The organism is Pantoea sp. Mb-10 (assembly GCF_021272205.1).
In the GTDB taxonomy this organism is placed as follows: domain Bacteria; phylum Pseudomonadota; class Gammaproteobacteria; order Enterobacterales; family Enterobacteriaceae; genus Pantoea.
This window is the reverse complement of sequence record NZ_JAJSDX010000001.1, coordinates 653,818-675,965: the sequence shown is the minus strand read 5'-3', so window position 1 is coordinate 675,965 and position 22,148 is coordinate 653,818. Positions and strand designations below refer to the sequence as shown.

Sequence of the window (22,148 nt, the reverse complement as noted above, 5' to 3'; positions counted from 1 at the left end):
AAGCAAAAGGAAACCGTGATGGATATCAGCCAGTTTTCGCAAATCAATCCGCCCCAGCGCCTGCTGATGGGGCCGGGCCCGATCAATGCCGATCCGCGCGTGCTGCGCGCCATGTCGAGCCAGCTGCTTGGGCAGTACGATCCGGCGATGACCCACTACATGAATGAAGTGATGGCGCTGTATCGCGGCGTGTTCCGCACGGAAAACCGCTGGACGCTGCTGGTTGACGGCACCTCGCGCGCCGGTATTGAAGCGATCCTGCTGTCGGCGATCCGCCCCGGCGATAAAGTGCTGGTGCCGGTGTACGGCCGTTTTGGTCATTTGCTGTGTGAAATTGCTCGCCGCTGCCGCGCCGAGGTGCATACCCTCGAGGTGCCGTGGGGCGAGGTGTTTACGCCGGATCAGATTGAAGATGCGCTAAAAAAAGTGAAGCCGCGCCTGCTGCTGACGGTGCAGGGCGACACCTCCACCACCATGCTGCAACCGCTGGAGCAGCTGGGGGCGCTGTGCCAGAAATATGGCGCGCTGTTTTACACCGACGCCACGGCATCGCTGGCGGGCAACACGCTTGAAACCGACGCCTGGGGGCTGGATGCCGTATCGGCGGGAATGCAGAAATGCCTGGGCGGCCCTTCCGGGACGTCGCCCATCACCCTGAGCGCGAAAATGGAAGCGGTGATCCGTAAGCGTAAATGCGTGGAGCAGGGGATCCGGACGGCAGCGCACCAGGATGGTGACGACGAGATGATCTACTCCAACTATTTCGATCTTGGCATGATCATGGATTATTGGGGGCCAGAGCGGCTCAATCACCACACCGAGGCCACCAGCGCGCTGTTTGGCGCCCGTGAAGCGGCGCGGCTGATCCTGCAAGAGGGGCTGGAAAACGGCATTGCCCGACACAAGCTACACGGTGACGCGCTGCTGAAGGGTATCCAGGCCATGGGGCTGGAAACGTTTGGCGACCTGAAACACAAAATGAACAATGTGCTGGGCGTGATGATCCCTGCGGGAATCAACGGCGACGAGGTGCGCAAGCTGATGCTGGAGGATTTCGGCATTGAGATTGGCACCTCGTTTGGCCCGCTGCACGGCAAAGTGTGGCGCCTTGGCACCATGGGCTATAACGCGCGCAAGGATTGTGTCATGCAGACGCTTAGCGCGCTGGAGTCGGTGCTGCACTATCGCGGCTTCCGCGCGCCGCAGGGCGCGGCACTGCAGGCGGCGTGGGATCACTACGGGAGCCATGCATGCAATCAGGCTTGATGAGCGCCGAGGTGGCCCAGGCGGCGGCGGCGCGCGTCATGGCACGCTGCGATGCGCTGGCGGAGATCAGCGAAAGCCCGGACGGACTAACGCGCGTCTATCTGTCGCCAGAACAGCTGCGTGCCAATGCGCGCGTGGCGGAGTGGATGCAGGCGGCAGGCATGCACACCTGGCAAGATGCGGTAGGCAACATCTGCGGCCGCTATGAAGGTGCAGAAGCGGGCGCGCCAGCGCTGCTGCTGGGCTCGCATCTGGATACGGTGCGCAATGCCGGACGCTATGACGGTATGCTGGGCGTGCTCAGCGCCATTGAAACCGTCCAGTGGCTGCACGACTGCCAACAGCGTCTGCCGTTGGCGATTGAGATCGTGGGGTTTGGCGACGAAGAGGGCACGCGCTTTGGCATCACGCTGTTGGGCAGCCGAGGGCTGACCGGCAGTTGGCCGGAGAGTTGGGTCACGCACCCGGACGGCAACGGTATTACCGTGGCGGAAGCGATGCAGGATCTCGGTTTGGATGCGGCGAAAATCGGCGACGCGGCGCGGGCGGTGAGCGACATTGTCGCTTACCTGGAGCTGCACATTGAGCAGGGGCCTTGCCTGGAGCAGGAGGCGTTAGCGCTCGGCGTGGTCACCGCGATCAACGGCGCGCGTCGCCTTAACTGCGGTTTTGTCGGCGAGGCGGGTCACGCGGGGACGGTGCCCATGACGCACCGCAAAGACGCGCTGGCAGCCGCAGCGGAGTGGATACTGTTTGTGGAGCGCGCCACTGCTGAGCACGATCCACAGCTGGTGGCGACGGTCGGCACCCTAAGCTGTTTACCCGGTGCGGTCAATGTTATCCCCGGCGAAGTGCAACTGACGCTGGACGTGCGCGGGCCGCAGGATGAAGCGCTGGAACGGCTGCTCTCGCAACTGTTGGCGCAGGCGGAGGCGATTGCGCTGCGCCGGGGGCTCCGCTTCCACGCCAACGAATATTACCGTATTGCCGCGACGGCCTGCGACGTCGGGCTGCAACAGGCGTTGCACCGTGCGGTTGAAGGCGTACAGGGCCGCAGCCTGGCGCTGCCGAGCGGGGCGGGCCACGATGCCATCGCCATGGCGGCGCGCTGGCCGGTGGGCATGCTGTTTGTACGCAACCACCGCGGCATCAGCCACCATCCGGCGGAATCGGTGCAGGAAAGTGATGTAGCGCTCGGCGTGCAGGCGTTTTCACAGGCGGTATGGCAGCTGGCGCAGGGAGCCGTGTATGGATCTGGCGCAGTTTAATCAGCTTAGCGCCGCAGAGGCGGTGGCCGCGGTGGCGCACTGCGTGGCGATCCCCGCCTGGAGTCAGGCGCTCGCCGCAGCGCGTCCGTATGCCAGCCTGACGGCGCTGTACCACCGCGCCGAGCAGCTCACCCACGCGTGGCAAGGCGCCGAGCTCACGCAGGCGCTGCAAGCCCATCCGCGCATCGGCGAAAAGGCGGTGGGCGAGGCGAAAGAAGCGGCGCTGTCGCGCACGGAGCAGGCCGCCATGCAGCAGGCGGGCGGGGCGCTGCAGTTGGCGATGCTGGCCGCCAATCAAACCTATGAGCAGCGTTTCGGGCGTGTGTTTTTGATCCGGGCCAAAGGGCGCAGCGGCGAAGAGATGCTGGCGGAACTGCGCCGCAGGCTTAACAATGATGACAGCACAGAGCAGCAGGAAGCGCTGGCGCAGCTGCGAGAGATCACCTTGCTACGCTTAATGGAGAGCATCACATGAGTACGATTACCACGCACATTCTGGATACGGCGCTGGGCAAGCCCGCCATCGGCGTGGCGGTGTCGCTGGAGCAGAACAGCCCGGAAGGCTGGTTCCCCCTGGCGGTGAGCGAAACCGATAGCGACGGGCGCGTAAACGATTTGACGCCGGAGCCGCTGACGCCAGGACACTACCGATTGACGGCCGAGATCGGCGATTACTTTGCGGCGGACGGCCGCGATGCGCTGTACGTGAGCGCACAAATCGACTTTGTGATTGGCCGCGCGGGTAGCCATTACCACCTGCCGTTTTTGATTTCGCCCTGGTCATGGTCCACCTATCGCGGCAGTTAGCCGCTTGAAAGCTGCAAGCTATCAAAACCTTCGGTCCATCCAAATATATTCTGTTGCTGGGTGCAGTTATCTTACTCGGACAACATGAAGCCAATGGAGCCGACAATGAGCACGCCAGAAAATAACGAAAGTGCAGCAAACACAGGTAAATGCCCCTTTCATCACGGGGCTTCGGAAGAGAAAAGCGTACTGGCACGGGGCGCAGGCGGCGGGACAAGTAACCGCGACTGGTGGCCGAATATGCTGCGTGTCGATCTGCTAAACCAACACTCCAACCGTTCTAACCCCCTTAATCCTGATTTCAACTACCGTGAAGAGTTCAGCAAGCTGGATTATGCTGCGCTGAAAGCGGATATCCGCGCGCTGCTGACCGATTCGCAGTCGTGGTGGCCTGCCGACTGGGGCAGCTACATTGGCTTGTTTATTCGTATGGCGTGGCACAGCGCGGGCACCTATCGCACCATCGACGGACGCGGTGGCTCCGGGCGCGGACAGCAGCGTTTTGCGCCGCTCAATTCGTGGCCAGATAACGTCAGCCTCGACAAAGCGCGCCGCCTGCTGTGGCCGGTGAAGCAGAAATACGGTCAAAAAATCTCCTGGGCAGACCTCTACATTTTGGCGGGTAACGTCTCGCTGGAAAATGCCGGTTTCCGCACCTTTGGCTTTGGCGCCGGACGCGAAGATGTCTGGGAGCCGGATATGGATGTGGATTGGGGCCATGAAAAAGAGTGGCTGGCGCATCGCCATCCAGAAAGCCTTGCCAATGCCCCGCTGGGCGCCACTGAAATGGGCCTGATTTACGTCAACCCGGAAGGGCCAGAAGCCAGCGGCGATCCGAAGTCTGCCGCGCCCGCCATTCGCGCCACCTTTGGCAATATGGGCATGAACGACGAAGAGATCGTCGCGCTGATTGCCGGTGGTCATACGCTGGGTAAAACCCACGGCGCGGCGTCTGCCGAGCACCTGGACGTTGATCCAGAAGCGTCGCCGATTGAAGCGCAGGGCTTTGGCTGGCATAACAGCTATGGCAGCGGCGCCGGTGCTGATGCCATTACCTCTGGTCTGGAAGTGGTTTGGACGCAAACGCCAACGCAGTGGAGCAATTACTTCTTCGAAAACCTGTTCAAATATGAGTGGGTGCAAACGCGCAGTCCGGCCGGTGCGATCCAGTTTGAAGCGGCAGACGCGGAAGCCATCATTCCCGATCCTTTCGATCCGTCGAAAAAACGCAAGCCGACCATGCTGGTCACTGACCTGACGCTGCGCTATGACGAAGAGTTCGGCAAAATTTCGCGCCGTTTCCTCAACGATCCGCAGGCCTTCAATGAAGCTTTTGCCCGCGCCTGGTTCAAGCTGACCCACCGCGACATGGGGCCGAAAGCGCGCTACCTCGGCCCGGAAGTGCCGCACGAAGATCTGCTGTGGCAGGATCCGCTGCCGGCGGCCACGCATCAGCCAACCCCTGCGGATCTCAGCGAACTGAAAGCGCAAATCGCCGCCTCTGGCCTGAGCGTGAGCCAGCTGGTTTCCGTGGCGTGGGCGTCTGCCTCAACCTTCCGCGGTGGCGACAAGCGCGGCGGCGCGAACGGTGCGCGCCTGGCGCTGGCCCCGCAAAACAGCTGGGCGGTCAACGCCAGCGTGGTGCACGATGTGCTGCCGACGCTGCAAAAGATTCAGCAGGCGTCCGGTAAAGCCTCACTGGCAGATGTGATTGTGCTGGCGGGCGGCGTCGGGATTGAACAGGCCGCAGCGGCGGCGGGCGTGGCGGTGCAGGTGCCGTTTACCCCAGGCCGCGTCGATGCGCGTCAGGATCAGACCGACGTGGAGTCATTCGCGGTGCTGGAGCCGCTGGCGGACGGTTTCCGTAACTACCGCCGCGTCGTGGGCGGTTCGTCGACCGAAACCCTGCTGTTGGATAAAGCGCAGCAGCTGACGCTAAGTGCGCCAGAGCTGACGGCGCTGCTGGGCGGCTTACGCGTGCTGGGCACCAACTTTGATGGCGGTCAGCACGGTGTGTTTACCGACCGCGTGGGCGTGTTGAGCACTGACTTCTTTGTGAACCTGCTGGACATGCGCACCGCCTGGCGCGCCACGGACGACAGCGCCGAGCTGTTTGAAGGGCGCGATCGCGAAAGCGGTGAAGTGAAGTTCAGTGCGACCCGTGCCGATCTGGTGTTTGGCTCGAACGCCATCTTGCGCGCGCTGGCGGAAGTGTATGCCAGTGCCGACGCAAAACAGAAGTTTGTTAACGATTTCGTTGCGGCCTGGACCAAAGTGATGAATCTGGATCGCTTTGACCTGTAACGCTGCGCGCGTTCTCGCCTAAAAAACCCGGCCTGGCCGGGTTTTTTTTACGCTAGCGAAAAGGCGTCGGCGTCTTGCCATGCCGGGAAGCGCGCGCGATACGCCTGCAACGCCTCCAGCGACAGCGTGGCATCCAGGCGCGCGCGCGCATCCGGCTCGGCACATGCCAGCCTATCGCCGGTGGGGGAAATGATCTGACTGTCGCCGCGATACTGATGGCCATTATCGTCACTGCCCACGCGGTTACAGCCCGCCACGTAGGCCTGATTTTCGATGGCGCGCGCCAGCAGCAGCGACCGCCAGTGCAGCGCACGCGGCGCCGGCCAGTTGGCCACGTACAACGCCAGGTCGTAGTCATTACGGTTACGTGAGAACACCGGGAAGCGCAGGTCGTAGCAAATTTGCGGCAGAATGCGCCAGCCGCGCCAGACGATCACCTCCCGCGCTTCGCCCGGCAAGTAAAACTGATGTTCATTAGCCATGCGGAACAGATGACGCTTGTCATAGTGGTGTAGCGTGCCGTCCGGCGCCACCAGCAGAAAGCGGTTTACCGCCCCGTCGGCGGTTTGAATCGCCGCGCTGCCGCCGACCAACGCATTCGTGCGGCGAGCATGGCCGTGCAGCCAGTGCACCACCTCGTCCTGCGGCAGCGAACGCGCCGCCGCTTCCATCGCGAAACCGGTGGTGAACATTTCGGGCAGTACAATCAGATCGCGATCGCGGATGTCGGCTAACACCGTATCAAAATGGCGCAGATTGGCCGCGCCATCCATCCAGTGCAGCGTTTCCTGTAGAACCGTGATGTTTAAAGCTGACATAAGCGCTCCGCAGCGGCGTCAAGCGTCGCCTCTTGTTTGGCAAAGCACAAGCGAACCAGCGTGTGTGGGAACGGCGCGTCGCAGAACACCGACAGCGGGATCGCCGCTACGCCTGCCTCGCGGGTGAGCCACTGGCAGAAGCTGACGTCGTCCCGATCGGATAGGGCGCCATAATCCGCCAGAATAAAGTAGGTGCCTTCGCAGGGCAGGATCTCAAAGCGGCTGCCGGCCAGCGCCTGCACAAAACGATCGCGGCGGGCGCGGTAAAAATCAGGCAGCTCACGGTAGTGGGCAGGTTCGTGCTGCAGCATATCGGCAATCGCCAGCTGGGCCGGGGTATTCACTGAAAAGGTCAGATATTGATGCACCTTGCGGATCTCGGCGCTAATTGCGGGAGGGGCCACGCAATAGCCCACCTTCCAGCCGGTCATGTGGAACGTTTTCCCGAACGAGGAGACGGCGATGGCGCGTTGACGCAGCGCCTCATGTGCCAGCACGCTGGCGTGACCCGCTGCGTCAAAGCAGATGTGCTCATACACCTCATCGCTCAGCACGTAGATCGCCCGATCCTCAATGCAGCGCCACAGCGCATCGATATCGCTTTTTGGCCATACGGTGGCGGTGGGATTGTGCGGCGTATTCACGATCACCAGGCGGGTTTTGCTGCTCAACGTCTGTTGAAACGCGGCCCAATCCACGCGAAAGGTCGGCGGCTGCAGCGCAATGCGTTTCAGCACGCCGCCCGCCAACTGTACCGCAGGCGCATAGCTGTCGTAGCTGGGATCGAAACAGATGACTTCATCGCCGGGGCGCACCAGCGCGGCGATCGCGGCAAACAGCGCTTCGGTGGCACCGGCGGTCACGGTGATCTCACCGTCAAGATCCGGCGCGTAGCCGTAAAGCGCGGCGGTTTTTTCGGCAATGGCCTCACGCAGCGGCAGGGTGCCGATCATCGGCGCATACTGATTTGCGCCTTGGCTGACGTGATGCGCCAGCCGCTCTTGCAAATAGCGTGGTCCGTCGAAATCAGGAAAGCCCTGGGACAGATTGATGGCGTTGTGCTGTGCGGCAAGCGCACTCATTTGCGTGAAGATGGTGGTGCCGAGCGCCGGTAATTTACTCTCGGGGATCAGGTTATGCTGCGTCATGGTGTCATGGCCTTAAGCGCGAATGTCGATGCGGAGAAACCCTGTATTGCTGCTACTCTACCGAGGATGCTAGTATTTGGCAATCGAGACGCTTAGACGTCTAAACTTGGCTTGCGGAGCGGCGACGCACAATGACCGATTTTCTCCCCTTAGAGCAGTTAATTGCAGCGTGCCACTGGATTGGCGCGAAAGGCTGGGCACCTGCCACCGGCGGCAATATGTCGGTGCGCCAGGACAGCGACACCTGTTTACTGAGCGCCTCTGGCAAAGATAAAGGCAGCCTAACGCGCGACGATTTTATTGCGGTGGATATCGCAACCAATCATGTACCGTCCGGCCGTAAACCCTCGGCGGAGACCGGGCTGCATACGCTGATTTACCGCCTGTTCCCGGACGCGGGCGCGGTGCTGCATACTCACAGCGTCAACGCCACGGTGCTGTCGCGCGTGGAGCGCGGCAGCGCGCTGCGGTTCAGCGGCTATGAAATGCAAAAGACGCTGGCGGGGCAGCACACCCATCAGGACACCGTGGCGATCCCGCTGTTTGATAACGATCAGGATATTGATGCGCTGGCGCAGCGCATCAAGGCGTATGCGGCAGAGACGCCGCTGCGCTACGGTTTCTTGCTGCGCGGGCACGGCCTGACCTGTTGGGGAAAAGATGTTAATGAAGCCCGGCGCCATCTCGAAGGGCTGGAATTCCTGTTTGAATGTGAACGCCAACGTCGGCTGCTGGAGGCAAAATGATTCGCGCGATCGTGACAGATATTGAAGGGACCACCAGCGACATTCAGTTTGTCCACACCGTCCTGTTTCCCTATGCGCGCCAGCATCTGGACGCATTCGTGCGGGCGCATCAGCAGGATGAAACGGTGCGTGCGGCGCTGGAGGCGGTGCGCGCCGAAGCAGGAACACCGCAGGCCACGCTGGATGAGACGCTCGCCACGCTGCGGGCGTATATCGATGAAGATCGCAAATCACCGGGGCTGAAAACGCTGCAGGGCCTGATCTGGCGTGCAGGCTACGTGCACGGTGAGTTTACCGGGCATCTTTATGCTGATGTGCGGCCCGCGCTGGCGCGCTGGCAGGCGCAGGGCATTGCGCTCTACGTTTATTCCTCGGGGTCGGTGGCGGCGCAAAAATTGTTATTTGGCTACAGCGACGAAGGTGATTTAACGTCGTTGTTCAGCGGCTACTTTGATACGGCCGTCGGCGCCAAGCGCGAGACGCAGTCGTACCGCAACATTGCGCGCCAGCTGGATTTAGCACCCACTGAGATACTGTTTTTATCGGATATTCATCAGGAGCTGGACGCCGCCGCAGAAGCAGGCTGGCATACCGTGCAGCTTATTCGGGGCGAGGCGGACGATCATAGCCGCCATCGTCAGGTTGCGGATTTTTCCCAGATAACACCGGAGTCCTTTTAACATGAGTGCATTGACGATTTTTAGCGATAGCGAAGCCAGTCAGCCGCTGTTCCATAGCACCGATGCGGAAGCGATCCGCGCCCGTCTTAATGCCAAAAACGTGCGCTTTGAGCGCTGGCAGGCGGATCGCGATCTGGGTGCCGATCCCGATGCCGACACGGTGATCAAGGCCTATCAGCATGCCATTGACCGCTTAGTGGCGGAAAAAGGGTATCAGAGCTGGGATGTGCTGAGCATGCGTGCGGACAACCCCAACAAAGCGGCGCTGCGGGAAAAATTTCTCAACGAGCACACCCACAGCGAGGATGAGGTGCGCTTCTTCGTGGAAGGGGCAGGGCTTTTCTGCCTGCATCTGGATGGCGAGGTTTACCAGATCTTATGCGAGAAAAACGATCTGATTTCCGTGCCGGCGGGCACGCCGCACTGGTTTGACATGGGATCTGAACCGCATTTCACTGCCATCCGCATTTTTGACAATCAGGAAGGGTGGATCGCCAACTTCACCGGCGACGCCATCGCAGACGCCTATCCGCGTCTGGCCTAGCGCGAAACGGGTCGGCTTTTACCGACCCGCTGCGGTTTAGGGCTGGAACATCCCGGCCGCGACCTGTTCAGGCGTGACCACGCCGGTATCCAACACCCAGCCGCTAATCAGCGCAGCGGGCGTGACGTCAAATGCCGGATTGTCAACGGCGGCATTGGCCGGGGCCCACTGCACGCTGCCAAAGCTGCCCGCCACGCCAGTGACTTCAGCACCTGACCGCTGTTCAATCGGGATGGCGTCACCGCTGACGCACTGGCGGTCTAGCGTGGTGTGCGGGGCGGCCACGTAGAACGGGATACCGTGATACTGCGCCAGCACGGCGAGGCTGTAGGTGCCAATTTTGTTGGCGACGTCGCCGTTGGCGGCAATGCGGTCGGCACCGACCCAGATCGCATCGACCTGCCCGCGCGCCATCAGGCTGGCGGCCATGGCATCGGCAATCAGCGTATAGGGTACGCCCAGCTCACCCAGTTCCCACGCGGTTAAGCGCCCACCCTGTAACAGCGGGCGGGTTTCATCGACCCACACATTGCGCACGCGTCCCGCTTGATGCGCGGCTGCAATCACCCCCAGCGCGGTGCCAACGCCCGCGGTGGCGAGGCCGCCCGTATTGCAGTGCGTCAGCAGCTGGCTGCCCGGTTGCACCAGCGCGCTGCCGGCGCGCGCAATACGGGCGCACAGCGCTTTATCTTCGTCCACCAGGCGCAGGGCTTCGGCACCCAGCGCCGCAGCGTAATTCTCCTCCTGCAGCGCCTGTTTCATGCGATCCAGATTGTTCATCAGGTTCACTGCGGTGGGGCGCGCAGCGCGCAGCACCGCCAGCGCGTCGGCCAGCGCTGCGCGTGGCAGCCCTTGCTCCGCCAGCAGCGCCAGCAGCAGGCTGGCGGAGAGACCAATCAGCGGGGCGCCGCGCACGCGCAGCGCATGAATGTGCTCAACCAGCTGCGCGACGGTGTGGGCCGGCAACCAGTTCTGTTGCTGCGGCAGCGCCTGTTGGTCAAGGATCCACAGTTGGTTATCACGGACCTCCAGGCTGGTGGTACGAAGTGTTTGCATGATGTGAAATCCCGGTTGCGTTAACTGCGGCTATTGTGCCAACATGCTTAGCGGATGTATAGACGTCCAAACGGCTTAATACGGGTGAATTCTGAGGAACAGGCGATGTCGCAATACCGTACCTTCACCGCTGCTGACGCTGTGGAATATGCTAAACAATTTGGCGGCGTGGCCGATCCGTCTGCGCTGGTGAGCGCAGAGGAAGTCGGCGACGGCAACCTCAATCTGGTGTTTAAGATTTACGACGACCGCGGCCACAGTCGGGTCGTGGTCAAGCAGGCATTGCCCTACGTGCGCTGCGTGGGCGAATCCTGGCCGCTGACGCTGGATCGCGCGCGTCTTGAGGCGCAAACGCTGATCGCACATTACGCGCACTGTCCGCAGCACACGGTGAAGGTCACGCATTTCGATCCCGAGCTGGCGGTGATGGTGATGGAGGATTTATCCAGTCACCGCATCTGGCGCAGCGAGTTGGTGCAAGGGGCGTACTACCCAGAAGCGGCACGGCAGTTGGGCGAATACCTGGCCCAAACCCTGTTTCACACGTCCGATTTTTATTTGCATCCGCATACCAAAAAAGCGGAAGTGGCCCGCTTTATTAATCCGGAAATGTGCGAAATCACCGAAGATCTTTTCTTTAACGACCCTTTTATCGTGCACGAGCGCAATAGCTACCCGGCGGCGCTGGAGCCGCTGGTGGAGAGCCTGCGCCATGATGATGCCCTCAAAATTGCGGTTGCCGGCCTGAAGCACCGCTTTTTTGCCGATGCGGAAGCGCTGCTGCACGGTGATGTGCACAGCGGCTCTATTTTTGTTGCCGACGGCAGCTTGAAAGTGATCGACGCGGAATTCGGCTATTTTGGCCCCGTGGGTTTTGATGTCGGCAGCGCCATCGGTAACCTGTTGATCAACTACTGTTGCCTGCCGGGGCTGCTGGCACCGCGCGAAGCAGCGGAAGGGCGCGAGCGTCGATTAAGCGATGTGCACACGCTTTGCAGCCAGTTCGCCCGCCGCTTTTTGGCGCTGGCGGCGGAGAAAACCCGCGACGTGGCGCTGGCGTATCCCGGCTATGCCGAGGCGTTTCTGCGCAAAGTGTGGCGCGATACCTTGGGCTACTGCGGTACCGAACTGATTCGCCGCACGGTGGGCATGTCGCACGTGGCAGATTTCAAAGCGATCCCGGACGACACCATGCGCACTGAATGTATTCGCAACTGCATTACGCTGGGACGCGCGCTGATTTTGGCCGCCGACCATATTGAGGATGTGGATGCGCTGATGGCGCGTATTCGCCAGGTAGCGTAACGCGCAGAGGATAAAAAAAGCCTCCGTAACGGAGGCTTTTTTCATTATGCCGCTTCGCTGGTGCGGGCGGGCGCTTTACTATTAGGTTTAGGCGACGCCAGCGCTTCGGGGGCAAAATCATCGACGTTAATCGCTTTCAATCGGCTTACTTCAGCGCGCTGCAGCACGGCGGCTTCGCCTTCATCGATCCAGCCCTCTTGTAAGGCCCGCTTCGCCAGCGCATCCAGGCGCGTAAAGGAAAAGTGTTTTTTCTGCTGCTGGCAGAGGCGATCGTGAATCACCTCGGCAGCCATCACATCCTGCAGTGCCTGCTCCAACTGGCCAGCTGGATTGTGCTCGCTCGGGGTCAGGAACATGCCGCGCCCCAGACGCGTGCGCGTGGCCGAGGGCAGCTGCAGCAGTTTAGCCAGTTTGTGATCCAGCTTATCTGAAGGCGCTGGATTATGCTTACCGCCGGCAAAGACTACCAGGCGCAGCGCGCCGGCCACCAGGCGATTCGGGAAGTTGCGCAGCAGATCGTCCATCGCCACTTCTGCCTGATGCAGCGCGTCCTGCACGCCCCAGTGCAGCAGGGGTAAATCCGCTTCGTGACGCCCTTCGTCTTCATAGCGCTTCAGGGTGGCTGACGCCAGGTACATTTGGCTCAGCACATCCCCCAGGCGCGCTGAAATGCGTTCGCGACGTTTGAGGCTACCGCCCAGCACGGCCATAGAAATATCGGACAGCAGGGCAAGATTGGCACTCAGGCGGTTAATGTGCTGATAGTAGCGGCGCGTCGCGTCACGGGTTGGTGAGGCGCTGGTGCGACCACCGGTTAATCCCAGCCACAGGCTGCGCACGGCGTTGCTGCCCACGTGGCCAATATGGCTGAACAGCGCACGGTCAAAGGCGTTCACGTTGTTACTGGCGGCGGCGTTCATCTCTTCCAGCACCCACGGATGGCAGCGGATGGCACCCTGACCAAAGATGATCATGCTGCGCGTAAGAATGTTGGCTCCTTCGACGGTGATGGCAATCGGCGCGCCCTGATAGGCGCGGGCAAGGAAGTTGCTCTCACCCAGCATGATGCCTTTACCGCCGGCGATGTCCATCGCGTCAATGATGGCGCGCTGACCGCGGTGGGTGCAGTGGTATTTCACAATCGCTGACAGCACGGCTGGTTTTTCGCCCTGCATAATGCCGGTGGTGATCAGCGTGGCTGCCGCATCCATCACGTAAGCATTACCGGCAATGCGCGCCAACGGCTCTTCGATGCCTTCCATTTTCCCAATGGAGACTTTGAACTGACGGCGGATGTGCGCGTAGGCACCGGTTGCCATTGCCAGGGTTTTCAGGCTGCCGGTCGCGTTTGACGGCAGCGTAATACCACGGCCCACGGAGAGACACTCGACCAGCATGCGCCAGCCTTGGCCCGCCATGGCCGGACCGCCGATAATATAGTCAATCGGCACAAAAATATCGTTGCCGCGCGTCGGTCCATTCTGGAACGGCACGTTGAGCGGGAAGTGGCGCTGGCCAATTTCCACGCCTGGCGTGTGGGTGGGGATCAGCGCGCAGGTAATGCCGAGCTCTTCTTTATCCCCCAAGAGACGATCGGGATCGGAGAGTTTAAAGGCGAGCCCCAGCACGGTGGCAATCGGCGCGAGCGTGATGTAGCGCTTGTTCCAGGTCAAGCGCATCCCCAACACCTGCTGACCCTGCCACTCGCCCATGCATACCACGCCGGTGTCGGGAATAGCACCGGCATCGGAGCCCGCTTCCGGGCTGGTCAAGGCAAAGCACGGGATCTCTTCACCACGCGCCAGACGCGGCAGGTAGTGATCTTTCTGCGCATCCGTACCGTAATGCTGCAACAATTCACCCGGGCCCAATGAGTTAGGCACGCCCACGGTGATTGCCAGAATGCCAGATACGCCCGCCAGCTTCTGCAGCACGCGCGCCTGGGCGTAGGCCGAAAACTCAAGGCCGCCATACTCTTTTTTGATGATCATCGCGAAGAAGCGGTGCTGCTTCAGGTACGCCCACAGTTCCGGCGGTAAGTCGGCCATTTCATGGGTGATCGCGAAGTCGTTGGCCATGCGGCACGCTTCTTCAACCGGGCCATCCAGAAACGCCTGTTCCTCTTCGGTCAGACGCGGCTGCGGATAGTTGTGCAGTTTCTGCCAGTCCGGCTTGCCGCGAAACAGATCGCCTTCCCACCAGGTCGTACCGGCATCGATAGCTTCTTTCTCCGTGCGCGACATCGGCGGCATCACTTTTTGAAATGTGTGCAGCATCGGTTGAGAGAACATGCTGCGGCGCAGAGTGGGCAGGTTAAAGGGCAGCAGAACAATCGCCAGCGGCAGGAGAAGCCACGGCGTCCAGAGACCGGCGGCCGCCATCGCTGCCGTCCACAGCAGCACGATGGCGCTGCTCAAAGTGAGGGACACTTGATGATAAAACAGCACGCCGACCAAGATCAGCGTGGCGATTATTGAGACAAGCAACATAATGAACCGCTCCGTAAGTAGTAAGAGGTCTGACCTGTTATCTGGTTAGATCTAGAGCAGCCTTCCGCTTTTATCAATCTGTTTACATCGCAATTACAACCAAACTCACAAAATCAGCCTTTTTAGCGCCGCCAGGCCAACAGCAGCGCCGCCGTTGCGGCTTTCCCGCGCGGCAGCGCTTTGCGGCCTTCGCCCATTCCGTTAAACTTGCCGGGTCAACCTTCCCTCTAAAGGACATCCCTATGTATCAGGACATTATTCGCGCAGAGCTCAATGAAGCGGCCGATACGCTCAATACATTTTTGCGTGATGAAGCGAATATTCACGCCATTCAGCGGGCGGCGGTGCTGCTGGCCGACAGCTTCAAAGCCGGTGGCAAAGTGCTCTCCTGCGGTAACGGCGGCTCGCACTGCGACGCGATGCACTTTGCTGAGGAGTTGACCGGACGCTATCGTGAAAACCGCCCCGGTTATCCGGCCATTGCGATTTCAGACGTCAGCCATCTCTCCTGCGTCAGCAATGACTTTGGTTACGAGTATGTCTTCTCACGCTATATCGAAGCCGTAGGCCGTGAAGGCGACGTGCTGTTAGGGCTTTCTACGTCGGGTAACTCGGCCAACATCATCAAAGCGATTGAAGCCGCCCGCGCTAAGGGCATGAAAGTGATCGCACTGACGGGCAAAGATGGCGGCAAAATGGCGGGCAGCGCCGACATCGAAATCCGCGTGCCGCACTTTGGCTATGCCGACCGCATTCAGGAAATCCACATCAAAGTGATTCATATCCTGATGCTGCTGGTTGAAAAAGAGATGGCGAAGTAATGAGGCGCGCCTCCCGCGCGTGGGGAGGCTTGATAAGAAGGCGGTGGCTATGTGCGAATTGCTCGGGATGAGCGCAAATGTTCCGACAGACATTTGTTTTAGTTTTACCGGCTTGGTTCAGCGCGGCGGCGGCACAGGGCCGCACAAAGACGGCTGGGGAATTACCTTTTACGAAGGCAAAGGGTGCCGTACATTTAAAGATCCGCAGCCAAGCTTCAACTCACCGATTGCGCGGCTGGTTCAGGAATACCCGATTAAATCACACTCGGTGGTGGCCCATATTCGTCAGGCAAATCGCGGCCAGGTGTCGCTGGAGAACACCCATCCCTTTACCCGTGAATTATGGGGCCGTAACTGGACGTATGCGCACAATGGCCAGCTAAAGCAGTATCGCCAGTTAGAAACAGGCAATTTTCGCCCGGTAGGGGAAACCGATAGCGAGAAAGCGTTCTGCTGGATTTTGCATCAGCTGGCGCAGCGCTATCCGCGCACGCCCGGCAATTGGCCCGCGGTGTTTCGCTTCATCGCCGAGCTGGCCACGCAGCTGCGCGAGAAGGGCGTATTTAATATGCTGTTGTCGGATGGTCGTTACCTGATGGCGTTCTGCTCCACCAATCTCTACTGGATAACGCGACGCGCGCCGTTCGGCAAAGCCAAGCTGCTGGATCAGGACGTGGAAATCGATTTTTTACAGCAAACCACACCGCGCGACGTGGTGACGGTGATTGCCACACAGCCGCTGACGGGGAATGAAACCTGGCACCGGATTGTGCCAGGCGAATGGGCGTTATTTTGCCTGGGAGAGCGCGAGGAATGACTTCGAGGCCGCATCCGGTGTCGACACTACCGGCGTGTTGTTCACGGCATATTGCCCGGTGGCGGTGACGTTCACCGTGGGCGGCACGTGGTACTTCGTAAAGTACGCGTAACCAGGCTGCAACTCACGCCAGAAAGAAATATAGGTAGAGTACCGATGACGCTGCATATTGGTGTCAGTCATGCGGAACGGATAGATATTGACCTGAATTTCCTGCTGGCCGTTACGCAGCGCCGCGTTGGTGAAAGTAAAGATCTCGTCCATGGAAGCATTGGTCATGGCATAGCAGCCTATTGAGACGCAATCCCCATGAATCATCAGGTAGCTGCCGTCATAGCCTTTGGCACGGTCGTACTGGTTCGGGAAGCCGGTGTTTATCGCGCGATAAAAACGGCTGTCGGGTTTAAGCTGATTCAGCTTCACGCTATAGAAACCTTCCGGACTTTTGAAGTCGCCCGTGCGTCGCTTCGGCCCTAATCCACCAGAAAAATTACAGATGCGATAGCTATCCAGCAGGCGGTATTCATTACCGATTTTGCCATACAGTTCCAGCGTCCGCTCTTCCTTGAAAATTTGGATGAAAACCGGCGTGCCCAGTAACTGTTTCTTTAACTCTTTGCTCACCGGCGCCAGCGGCTGCGCTGGTTCTGGCGTAATTGCCCAGCTAAGGACTGGCATAAGAATCATCGCAAACAACAGTGCGATTCTGCCCATTCTGTGTGTACCTTGAAGTGAAGAGAGACGATGACGCAGTGCGTCTTGTATTGCATTATCGGAAATATCCGCTACCGCAGCGCAACATTAACATTGTCTGCGGTTTAATCAAGTCAGCGCCGATGAAATTGGCGGCTTATGTCATTCAGGACGACCATAATTTTGTAAACTTTATTTCAGCATCCGTGAAAGATTGCCGATCTTATTCTCTGCTGTATACTTGTCCAGTATCGGGAGGGCATATGCGCAAAATCATTCATGTCGATATGGACTGCTTTTTTGCAGCCGTTGAAATGCGTGACAATCCCTCCTTACGTGATATTCCTCTTGCCATTGGTGGCAGCCGCATGCAGCGTGGCGTGATCAGTACGGCAAACTATCCGGCGCGCAAATACGGCGTTCGCAGCGCGATGCCCACCGCCACCGCCCTTAAACTTTGTCCGCATTTGACGCTACTGCCAGGCCGCTTTGACGCCTATAAAGAAGCATCGCGTCAGATTCGCGAGATTTTTTCACGCTATACCCCGCTGATTGAACCGCTCTCGCTGGACGAAGCCTATCTTGACGTGACGGCGACGCCGCACTGTCAGGGATCGGCGACGCTAATGGCACAGGCGATCCGCGCTGATATCCAGCGTGAAACCGGCCTGACGGCCTCTGCTGGCATCGCCCCGATTAAATTTCTCGCCAAAATCGCCTCAGACCTTAACAAGCCCAATGGACAATATGTGATTACGCCCCAGGCGATGCCCGCGTTTTTACGCTCGTTGTCCCTGAGCAAGATCCCTGGCGTCGGCAAAGTGGCAACCCGCAAACTGGAAGAGATGGGCTTGCATACCTGTGCCGATGTGCAGCACGCCGATCTGGCGCTATTACTCAAACGCTTCGGTAAGTTTGGCCGGGTGCTGTGGGAGCGCAGTCACGGCATTGACGATCGCGATGTGATTGTCGAGCGCGAGCGCAAATCACTCGGTGTAGAACGCACGCTGGTGGAAGACATTCATAGCTGGGAGGCGTGTCTTAAAATTATCGATTTTCTTTATGAGGAACTGGATCGTCGCCTTGGCCTGATTCGGCCGGATAAGCAAATTGCGCGGCAGGGCGTAAAGCTCAAGTTCAATGATTTTCAGCAAACCACCCAAGAGCATGTGTGGCCGCTGCTGAATAAAGACGACATGATTAACGTGGCGCGCCAGGTATGGGACGAGCGGCGCGGCGGTCGCGGGGTGAGGCTGGTGGGGCTCCACGTCACCTTGTTGGATCCCCAGCTGGAACGTCAGTTACTGTTGGCCATTTGAGCCGATATCGGCTGTGTCTGCCACGTCACGCTTTGAAACCCTCATCGCGCGTTATATAACCCAGCAAAGACAACTTAGCGGGGTAAGCGTGAAGCGTCCCCCTCTGCTTACGTCTTGCATTGATATTTAAAAATATGATGAGGCTTTTTCATTTTTTTATCATGTTGTGTCCCCGCTAAGCGATTACGGTAATGGCATTCTGTACTTAATTACCAATACCATGTCTGAATATAGTAAATATCGTCCGGAAAATGTGCGCTACATCATTCGCTTTTTGAATACCACGCTGGCAGATTGCGAATACCAAATAACGGATAGCGAAACGCGATATATCATCGCGTCGGCTGCTGAGATCAGGCAGCATCAAGAGAAAATAGCCTTGCCGGGCTATGTTTTTATCCCCGATGAACAGATTGGCGCGGTGTTTTCACTGACGGAGCACGAGGGAGACGTCCGTTTACACACTGAGGCTGATGATAATTCAATGGGTAAAACCCTACCGTGGCAGCGTCCCTGCGAAATAATGGGCCTGTGGCTGGCGATTAAAAGCCAGCAGGACGAAGCCTGGTCACACGAGGTGAACGACTTTGTGCTTCCTACCCGAGCGGCTATTTCAGTAACGCCTAAGAAAAAACGTTTCGCGTGGCTGCCTGTTATTTCGGCCACTGCAGCCATAGCGTTGCTGGCCGTTGGTGTGTTTATTCTTACCGCAACGCCTCAGCACGAAAAAAGAGCGCAAGACATTCGTCAGCTCATTGGCAATGAAACAACGCGCTATACCGTCCTGCAAGGACGAAATAATCTTTTTTATGTGATGGCTGAGGATGAAAACAGTAAGGTCAGGGCGCAGAGGGCGATCATGCGTGCCGGCGAGTGGCGCGACACGGTGGTCATCAGTAAGCCCGAAGAGCGCAACCGCATTGTGTCTGAAGTGCGCGCGCGCTGGCCGCAGGTCAACATTCACCAGTTACGCTTGGATAATGTGGCAGAACCCGAGATGGTGTTAAGCGCGGAACGCGCGGGTATTAATGGTACGCAAGAGCAGACCGCGTTTACTCAACTGCTGTTTGGATTAATGCCCTACGCCAAAGAAATTCATTTTGCTCGCCTCAGTGACCGCGTGGTTTTGCAGCAGGCACAGCAAGAAATGATCAAAACACTAAGTCCCTTCACTGTCATTAAGCAAGCGGACAGCGCAACCTACCGGGTAAAAGGAACGTTGCAAGACAATGCGCTTAATGCCACCAAGGAAGCGATCAGGAATTTCAGTCATCAATACCAAGGGAATTATATTACCGTTGAAATTGAACTGGAAAAAGAGCGGCTAAAAGGAAAGTCGTTTCTTTACGGAGCCGAAGGATATGTGAAAATGTCCCCACAGCACTGGTATTTTACTAACCTAATCGAGGTGCAAGATGAGTATTAAAAATAGCGTAGGCCGTGCTGGCAATCCAGGTTATGAATGGCAGGGTTTTTTAACGGTACAATCAGAGACGTTTGATAATCACGTTTCCAAATTAAATTCTGATATACAAAAAGCTTTGGAGGAGTTGCAAAAAGATCCCTCTAAGCCAGAGAATTTATCAAAGTATCAGGCGCTCGTTTCGGAGTACACATTATATCGCAACGCGCAGTCTAATATTACCAAGACCTATAAAGATATCTCATCCGCTATCATTTCTAACTTCCGTTAAAGAGGGCATATGTCTGCTATTAACCATGCGTCTTTTTTTGATGTTGCTTTGCTACAGCCTCATGAATGGCGGGCTCAACATGATGACTCCCTGCTTGAAGGGATTGCGGGAAATATTGAAGCTCAGTATCGGCAAAAAATTTCGGAGCTTGAGAGAATCAAGGATTATCAAAATGCGCTGACGCCGGAGGATCTGTATGCCTATCAAACTCGTGCATCTGAATATAATTTGACAGTGTCATTATATTCCGCTCTAACGCGCAAAGCGGTAAGTGCCATTGACACCGTGGTGCGTGCATAAATGAAATGGACACACATTATTCTGTTAAGTGTGTGCCTTCTGACGGGGTGTAAGCAAGAGGCTCTATTAACGGGCCTCGACCAGATGCAGGCGAACGAGATAGTCGCGTTATTGCAGAAGAATAATATTCAGGCAACAAAAAAGGAGCAGGCTAAAACGGGTATTACCGTCACGGTATCGCCTGAAGATTTTGCTACAGCGGTAGACCTGATGACGCATTACAATTTGCCATCCCGACCACGGGTTGACATTTCCGCGTTATTTCCTGCTGACGCCCTGATTTCTTCACCGCGGGCAGAAGTGGCAAGAATATATTCAGGTATCGAGCAGCGGCTTGAGCAAACGTTAAATCAATTAAAAGGCGTGGTGACGTCGCGCGTGCATGTCAGCTATGACATGAATAACACCGAAACCGATAAAAATCGTTTTCCAGTGCATATTTCTGCGTTGCTGAGCATCAATCATGAAGCCGATAACGCAACGAACATGATAGCGGATGTGAAGCGACTATTAAAAAACAGTTTTAGCAATACCGAATACGACAATATTTCGGTCGTCCTCACGCCAGTTGCACCGGTGCTGCAGTTTATACCGGGCAACGTCACCGCCCATAAGAGCACATGGCTTCCATCGGTCATCGCAGGAAGCGTGCTGCTGTTACTGGTGTTGGTTGCAGTGGGTTTTTATATCAAACGGGACGGATTGATCAGGAAGGAGCAGCCGAAGCAGGAGACAGCCTCGAATGAAAGTGGGAGCCATTGATCTTTTCGCCGCCGATCCAGTCGGTTGGTTACATTCATCACGGTTGCCTGCGGGCAGCCGTGCCTTAAAGGGCGTGCAGCGTGCGGTGCTCAACCGTGTGCTCACGCGCTCGCTAGACCTTAAACCTCTCACTGATGCACTTCTTGAGAATGGCCAGCATCGATTCATCTGTGAGCACTGGTTTCTGATCAGAACCGCCGCATACTACATGGCCTGCCACCGTCATCAGGCTTTGTTAAGGCAGTCAGTAACCGGGTGGGAAGTGGACAAAGGCGCGTATCATTTTTTAAGGATGTTTCCTACGCGCTCACAAACGCCGCTCCTACCTTATCGTTATGCGGTGAATATGGAGGCGCTGGCACGCCAGGAGGTGTGCGCATTGCCGTTGGATAGCGCGCTCTTATCGCGAATCACACTGATGTTTGCCGCCAGTGCGACCGCGGAGGGTACGCAAAAAGAAGCCGATAGCTTACTGTTTATAATGGCCTTAAAACATGCAAGATATTACACCTGTTAACCCTCAGCCTTATGCGATTGAAGGCGTATTGATCACACAGCAGCAACTGAAAACAACACGACGATCTAAAGGCATCATTGATGAGGCCCAAAGGCGTGCCAAAAAGATTATTTGCGACGCTGAAAAACAGGCCAATGCTCTAAAAGAGCAAGGCTATCAGCAGGGTATTGAGCAGGGGTTACTGTACTGCCTGCCCCCTATTGCGACATTTATTGCTGAAACGTGCCGGGTTAACCAACAACAGTACCAAGCGATGCGCGACGACGTTCGGCAAAAAATTACCCAGCTGGCCTGTGATGCCGAATTGATCCATGCGCTTGTTCAACGCTGGCAAGCCCTGTATCCAAAAATCAAACAGCATAAAGTCACGATCAGGTTGCCGACGGGCTGGCGACATATAGAACACACCTTAAGCGCATTGCTGAGAGGCCAGGGAGTACGGGTTGAGATTGAGCGTGAAGAGCGTGATGTCCTGCAAATAAAGGCGGGTGATTACGTGTTACGTCTGATGGTTGAACCTTTCGCTCAGCAACTGTGTGAAGAAATGAACAGCCTTAATAGGCGTTCTCAATCGCTTCACGCGCAATTAAATCAGCGCATTCGCAATGATATTGCGCAGCTATTTATTGCAGATGAGAAAAAATGAACATTAATAATATTATTCCGTATCCGTATCGCAGTCATGACGATATTAACGTAGACACGCCACGGCCCCCTGCGGATGCGCTCACTGACGATGAGAATAAGGCGCTAATTGAAAAAGTGTTATGGGAGCACAGTTGGAGAGTATTTGT

The 22,148-nt window shown here is 57.6% G+C and carries 23 protein-coding genes; 18 read left to right on the top strand and 5 right to left on the bottom strand.

From position 1 onward, the window contains the following. Positions 1 to 18 precede the first annotated feature (18 nt). The 5 genes from LU196_RS03220 (at position 19) to katG (ending at position 5,645) form a co-directional block, all read left to right on the top strand. Complete coding sequence (locus LU196_RS03220) at positions 19 to 1,266, top strand: alanine--glyoxylate aminotransferase family protein (RefSeq protein WP_232761432.1); 1,248 nt, start codon at positions 19 to 21, stop codon at positions 1,264 to 1,266. Continuing rightward, positions 1,251 to 2,534 (top strand): allantoate amidohydrolase, encoded by a 1,284-nt coding sequence (hpxK, locus tag LU196_RS03215; RefSeq protein WP_232761433.1) that lies wholly within the window; start codon positions 1,251 to 1,253, stop codon positions 2,532 to 2,534. Before LU196_RS03220 ends, hpxK begins: the two co-directional genes overlap by 16 nt. After that, complete coding sequence (gene uraD, locus LU196_RS03210; RefSeq protein WP_232761434.1) at positions 2,515 to 3,009, top strand: 2-oxo-4-hydroxy-4-carboxy-5-ureidoimidazoline decarboxylase; 495 nt, start codon at positions 2,515 to 2,517, stop codon at positions 3,007 to 3,009. The genes hpxK and uraD overlap by 20 nt, the downstream gene beginning before the upstream one ends. Next, positions 3,006 to 3,341 (top strand): hydroxyisourate hydrolase, encoded by a 336-nt coding sequence (gene uraH, locus LU196_RS03205; RefSeq protein ID WP_232761435.1) that lies wholly within the window; start codon positions 3,006 to 3,008, stop codon positions 3,339 to 3,341. The genes uraD and uraH overlap by 4 nt, the downstream gene beginning before the upstream one ends. Positions 3,342 to 3,446: 105 nt before the next feature. Next, positions 3,447 to 5,645, top strand: coding sequence for a catalase/peroxidase HPI (gene katG, locus LU196_RS03200; RefSeq protein ID WP_232761436.1), 2,199 nt, complete (start codon positions 3,447 to 3,449; stop codon positions 5,643 to 5,645). Between the two features lie 47 nt (positions 5,646 to 5,692). Here the strand turns inward: katG and LU196_RS03195 are convergent, their stop codons facing one another. Further along, positions 5,693 to 6,463 carry an amidohydrolase gene (locus LU196_RS03195; protein WP_232761437.1) on the bottom strand — a complete coding sequence of 257 codons (771 nt, stop codon included), beginning with the start codon at positions 6,461 to 6,463 and terminating at the stop codon, positions 5,693 to 5,695. After that, positions 6,451 to 7,611 (bottom strand): pyridoxal phosphate-dependent aminotransferase, encoded by a 1,161-nt coding sequence (locus LU196_RS03190; protein WP_232761438.1) that lies wholly within the window; start codon positions 7,609 to 7,611, stop codon positions 6,451 to 6,453. Before LU196_RS03190 ends, LU196_RS03195 begins: the two co-directional genes overlap by 13 nt. 131 nt (positions 7,612 to 7,742) lie before the next feature. Here LU196_RS03190 and LU196_RS03185 point away from each other — a divergent pair, with 131 nt between their 5' ends. From LU196_RS03185 to LU196_RS03175, 3 genes are read left to right on the top strand one after another with little or no spacing between them, the layout of a single operon-like run. Next, complete coding sequence (locus LU196_RS03185; protein ID WP_232761439.1) at positions 7,743 to 8,357, top strand: methylthioribulose 1-phosphate dehydratase; 615 nt, start codon at positions 7,743 to 7,745, stop codon at positions 8,355 to 8,357. Continuing rightward, the gene (mtnC, locus tag LU196_RS03180) at positions 8,354 to 9,037 is read left to right on the top strand and encodes an acireductone synthase (RefSeq protein ID WP_232761440.1); all 684 of its coding nucleotides are present in this window, start codon (positions 8,354 to 8,356) and stop codon (positions 9,035 to 9,037) included. Before LU196_RS03185 ends, mtnC begins: the two co-directional genes overlap by 4 nt. Position 9,038: 1 nt before the next feature. Then, positions 9,039 to 9,581, top strand: a complete 543-nt coding sequence (locus tag LU196_RS03175; protein ID WP_232761441.1) for an acireductone dioxygenase — start codon at positions 9,039 to 9,041, stop codon at positions 9,579 to 9,581. 36 nt (positions 9,582 to 9,617) lie between these two features. Here LU196_RS03175 and mtnA read toward each other — a convergent pair whose 3' ends face one another. Then, entirely contained in the window at positions 9,618 to 10,637 is a 1,020-nt protein-coding gene (mtnA, locus tag LU196_RS03170) for an S-methyl-5-thioribose-1-phosphate isomerase (protein ID WP_232761442.1), read from the bottom strand. Between the two features lie 105 nt (positions 10,638 to 10,742). Here mtnA and mtnK point away from each other — a divergent pair, with 105 nt between their 5' ends. Next, entirely contained in the window at positions 10,743 to 11,942 is a 1,200-nt protein-coding gene (gene mtnK / locus LU196_RS03165) for an S-methyl-5-thioribose kinase (RefSeq protein ID WP_232761443.1), read from the top strand. Between the two features lie 44 nt (positions 11,943 to 11,986). Here the strand turns inward: mtnK and fadE are convergent, their stop codons facing one another. Further along, positions 11,987 to 14,431, bottom strand: a complete 2,445-nt coding sequence (fadE, locus tag LU196_RS03160) for an acyl-CoA dehydrogenase FadE (RefSeq protein WP_232761444.1) — start codon at positions 14,429 to 14,431, stop codon at positions 11,987 to 11,989. Positions 14,432 to 14,673: 242 nt separating this feature from the next. Here fadE and lpcA point away from each other — a divergent pair, with 242 nt between their 5' ends. Both lpcA and LU196_RS03150 read left to right on the top strand, forming a co-directional pair. Further along, a complete protein-coding gene (gene lpcA, locus LU196_RS03155; protein WP_232761445.1) occupies positions 14,674 to 15,252 on the top strand; it encodes a D-sedoheptulose 7-phosphate isomerase in 579 nt (192 codons plus the stop codon). Positions 15,253 to 15,301: 49 nt separating this feature from the next. Continuing rightward, positions 15,302 to 16,069, top strand: coding sequence for a class II glutamine amidotransferase (locus tag LU196_RS03150; RefSeq protein ID WP_232761446.1), 768 nt, complete (start codon positions 15,302 to 15,304; stop codon positions 16,067 to 16,069). On the opposite strand, the gene dpaA is transcribed toward LU196_RS03150, so the two are convergent. Next, entirely contained in the window at positions 16,040 to 16,783 is a 744-nt protein-coding gene (gene dpaA / locus LU196_RS03145) for a peptidoglycan meso-diaminopimelic acid protein amidase (RefSeq protein WP_232761447.1), read from the bottom strand. The two genes, LU196_RS03150 and dpaA, sit on opposite strands and share 30 nt — an antisense overlap. 242 nt (positions 16,784 to 17,025) lie before the next feature. Between dpaA and dinB the strand changes: the two genes are divergently transcribed. From dinB to LU196_RS03110, 7 genes are all read left to right on the top strand, one after another. After that, complete coding sequence (gene dinB / locus LU196_RS03140) at positions 17,026 to 18,081, top strand: DNA polymerase IV (RefSeq protein WP_232761448.1); 1,056 nt, start codon at positions 17,026 to 17,028, stop codon at positions 18,079 to 18,081. A gap of 220 nt (positions 18,082 to 18,301) precedes the next feature. Further along, complete coding sequence (locus LU196_RS03135; protein ID WP_232761449.1) at positions 18,302 to 19,507, top strand: PrgH/EprH family type III secretion apparatus protein; 1,206 nt, start codon at positions 18,302 to 18,304, stop codon at positions 19,505 to 19,507. Further along, positions 19,497 to 19,775: a type III secretion system needle filament subunit SctF gene (gene sctF, locus LU196_RS03130; protein ID WP_232761450.1), complete on the top strand. Its 279-nt coding sequence runs from the start codon at positions 19,497 to 19,499 to the stop codon at positions 19,773 to 19,775. Before LU196_RS03135 ends, sctF begins: the two co-directional genes overlap by 11 nt. Positions 19,776 to 19,784: 9 nt before the next feature. Beyond that, positions 19,785 to 20,075 carry a type III secretion system inner rod subunit SctI gene (gene sctI, locus LU196_RS03125; protein WP_232761451.1) on the top strand — a complete coding sequence of 97 codons (291 nt, stop codon included), beginning with the start codon at positions 19,785 to 19,787 and terminating at the stop codon, positions 20,073 to 20,075. Next, positions 20,076 to 20,837, top strand: a complete 762-nt coding sequence (sctJ, locus tag LU196_RS03120) for a type III secretion system inner membrane ring lipoprotein SctJ (RefSeq protein ID WP_232761452.1) — start codon at positions 20,076 to 20,078, stop codon at positions 20,835 to 20,837. Then, positions 20,818 to 21,354 (top strand): hypothetical protein, encoded by a 537-nt coding sequence (locus LU196_RS03115; protein WP_232761453.1) that lies wholly within the window; start codon positions 20,818 to 20,820, stop codon positions 21,352 to 21,354. Before sctJ ends, LU196_RS03115 begins: the two co-directional genes overlap by 20 nt. Next, positions 21,332 to 22,000, top strand: a complete 669-nt coding sequence (locus tag LU196_RS03110; protein WP_232761454.1) for a hypothetical protein — start codon at positions 21,332 to 21,334, stop codon at positions 21,998 to 22,000. The genes LU196_RS03115 and LU196_RS03110 overlap by 23 nt, the downstream gene beginning before the upstream one ends. Positions 22,001 to 22,148 lie beyond the last annotated feature (148 nt).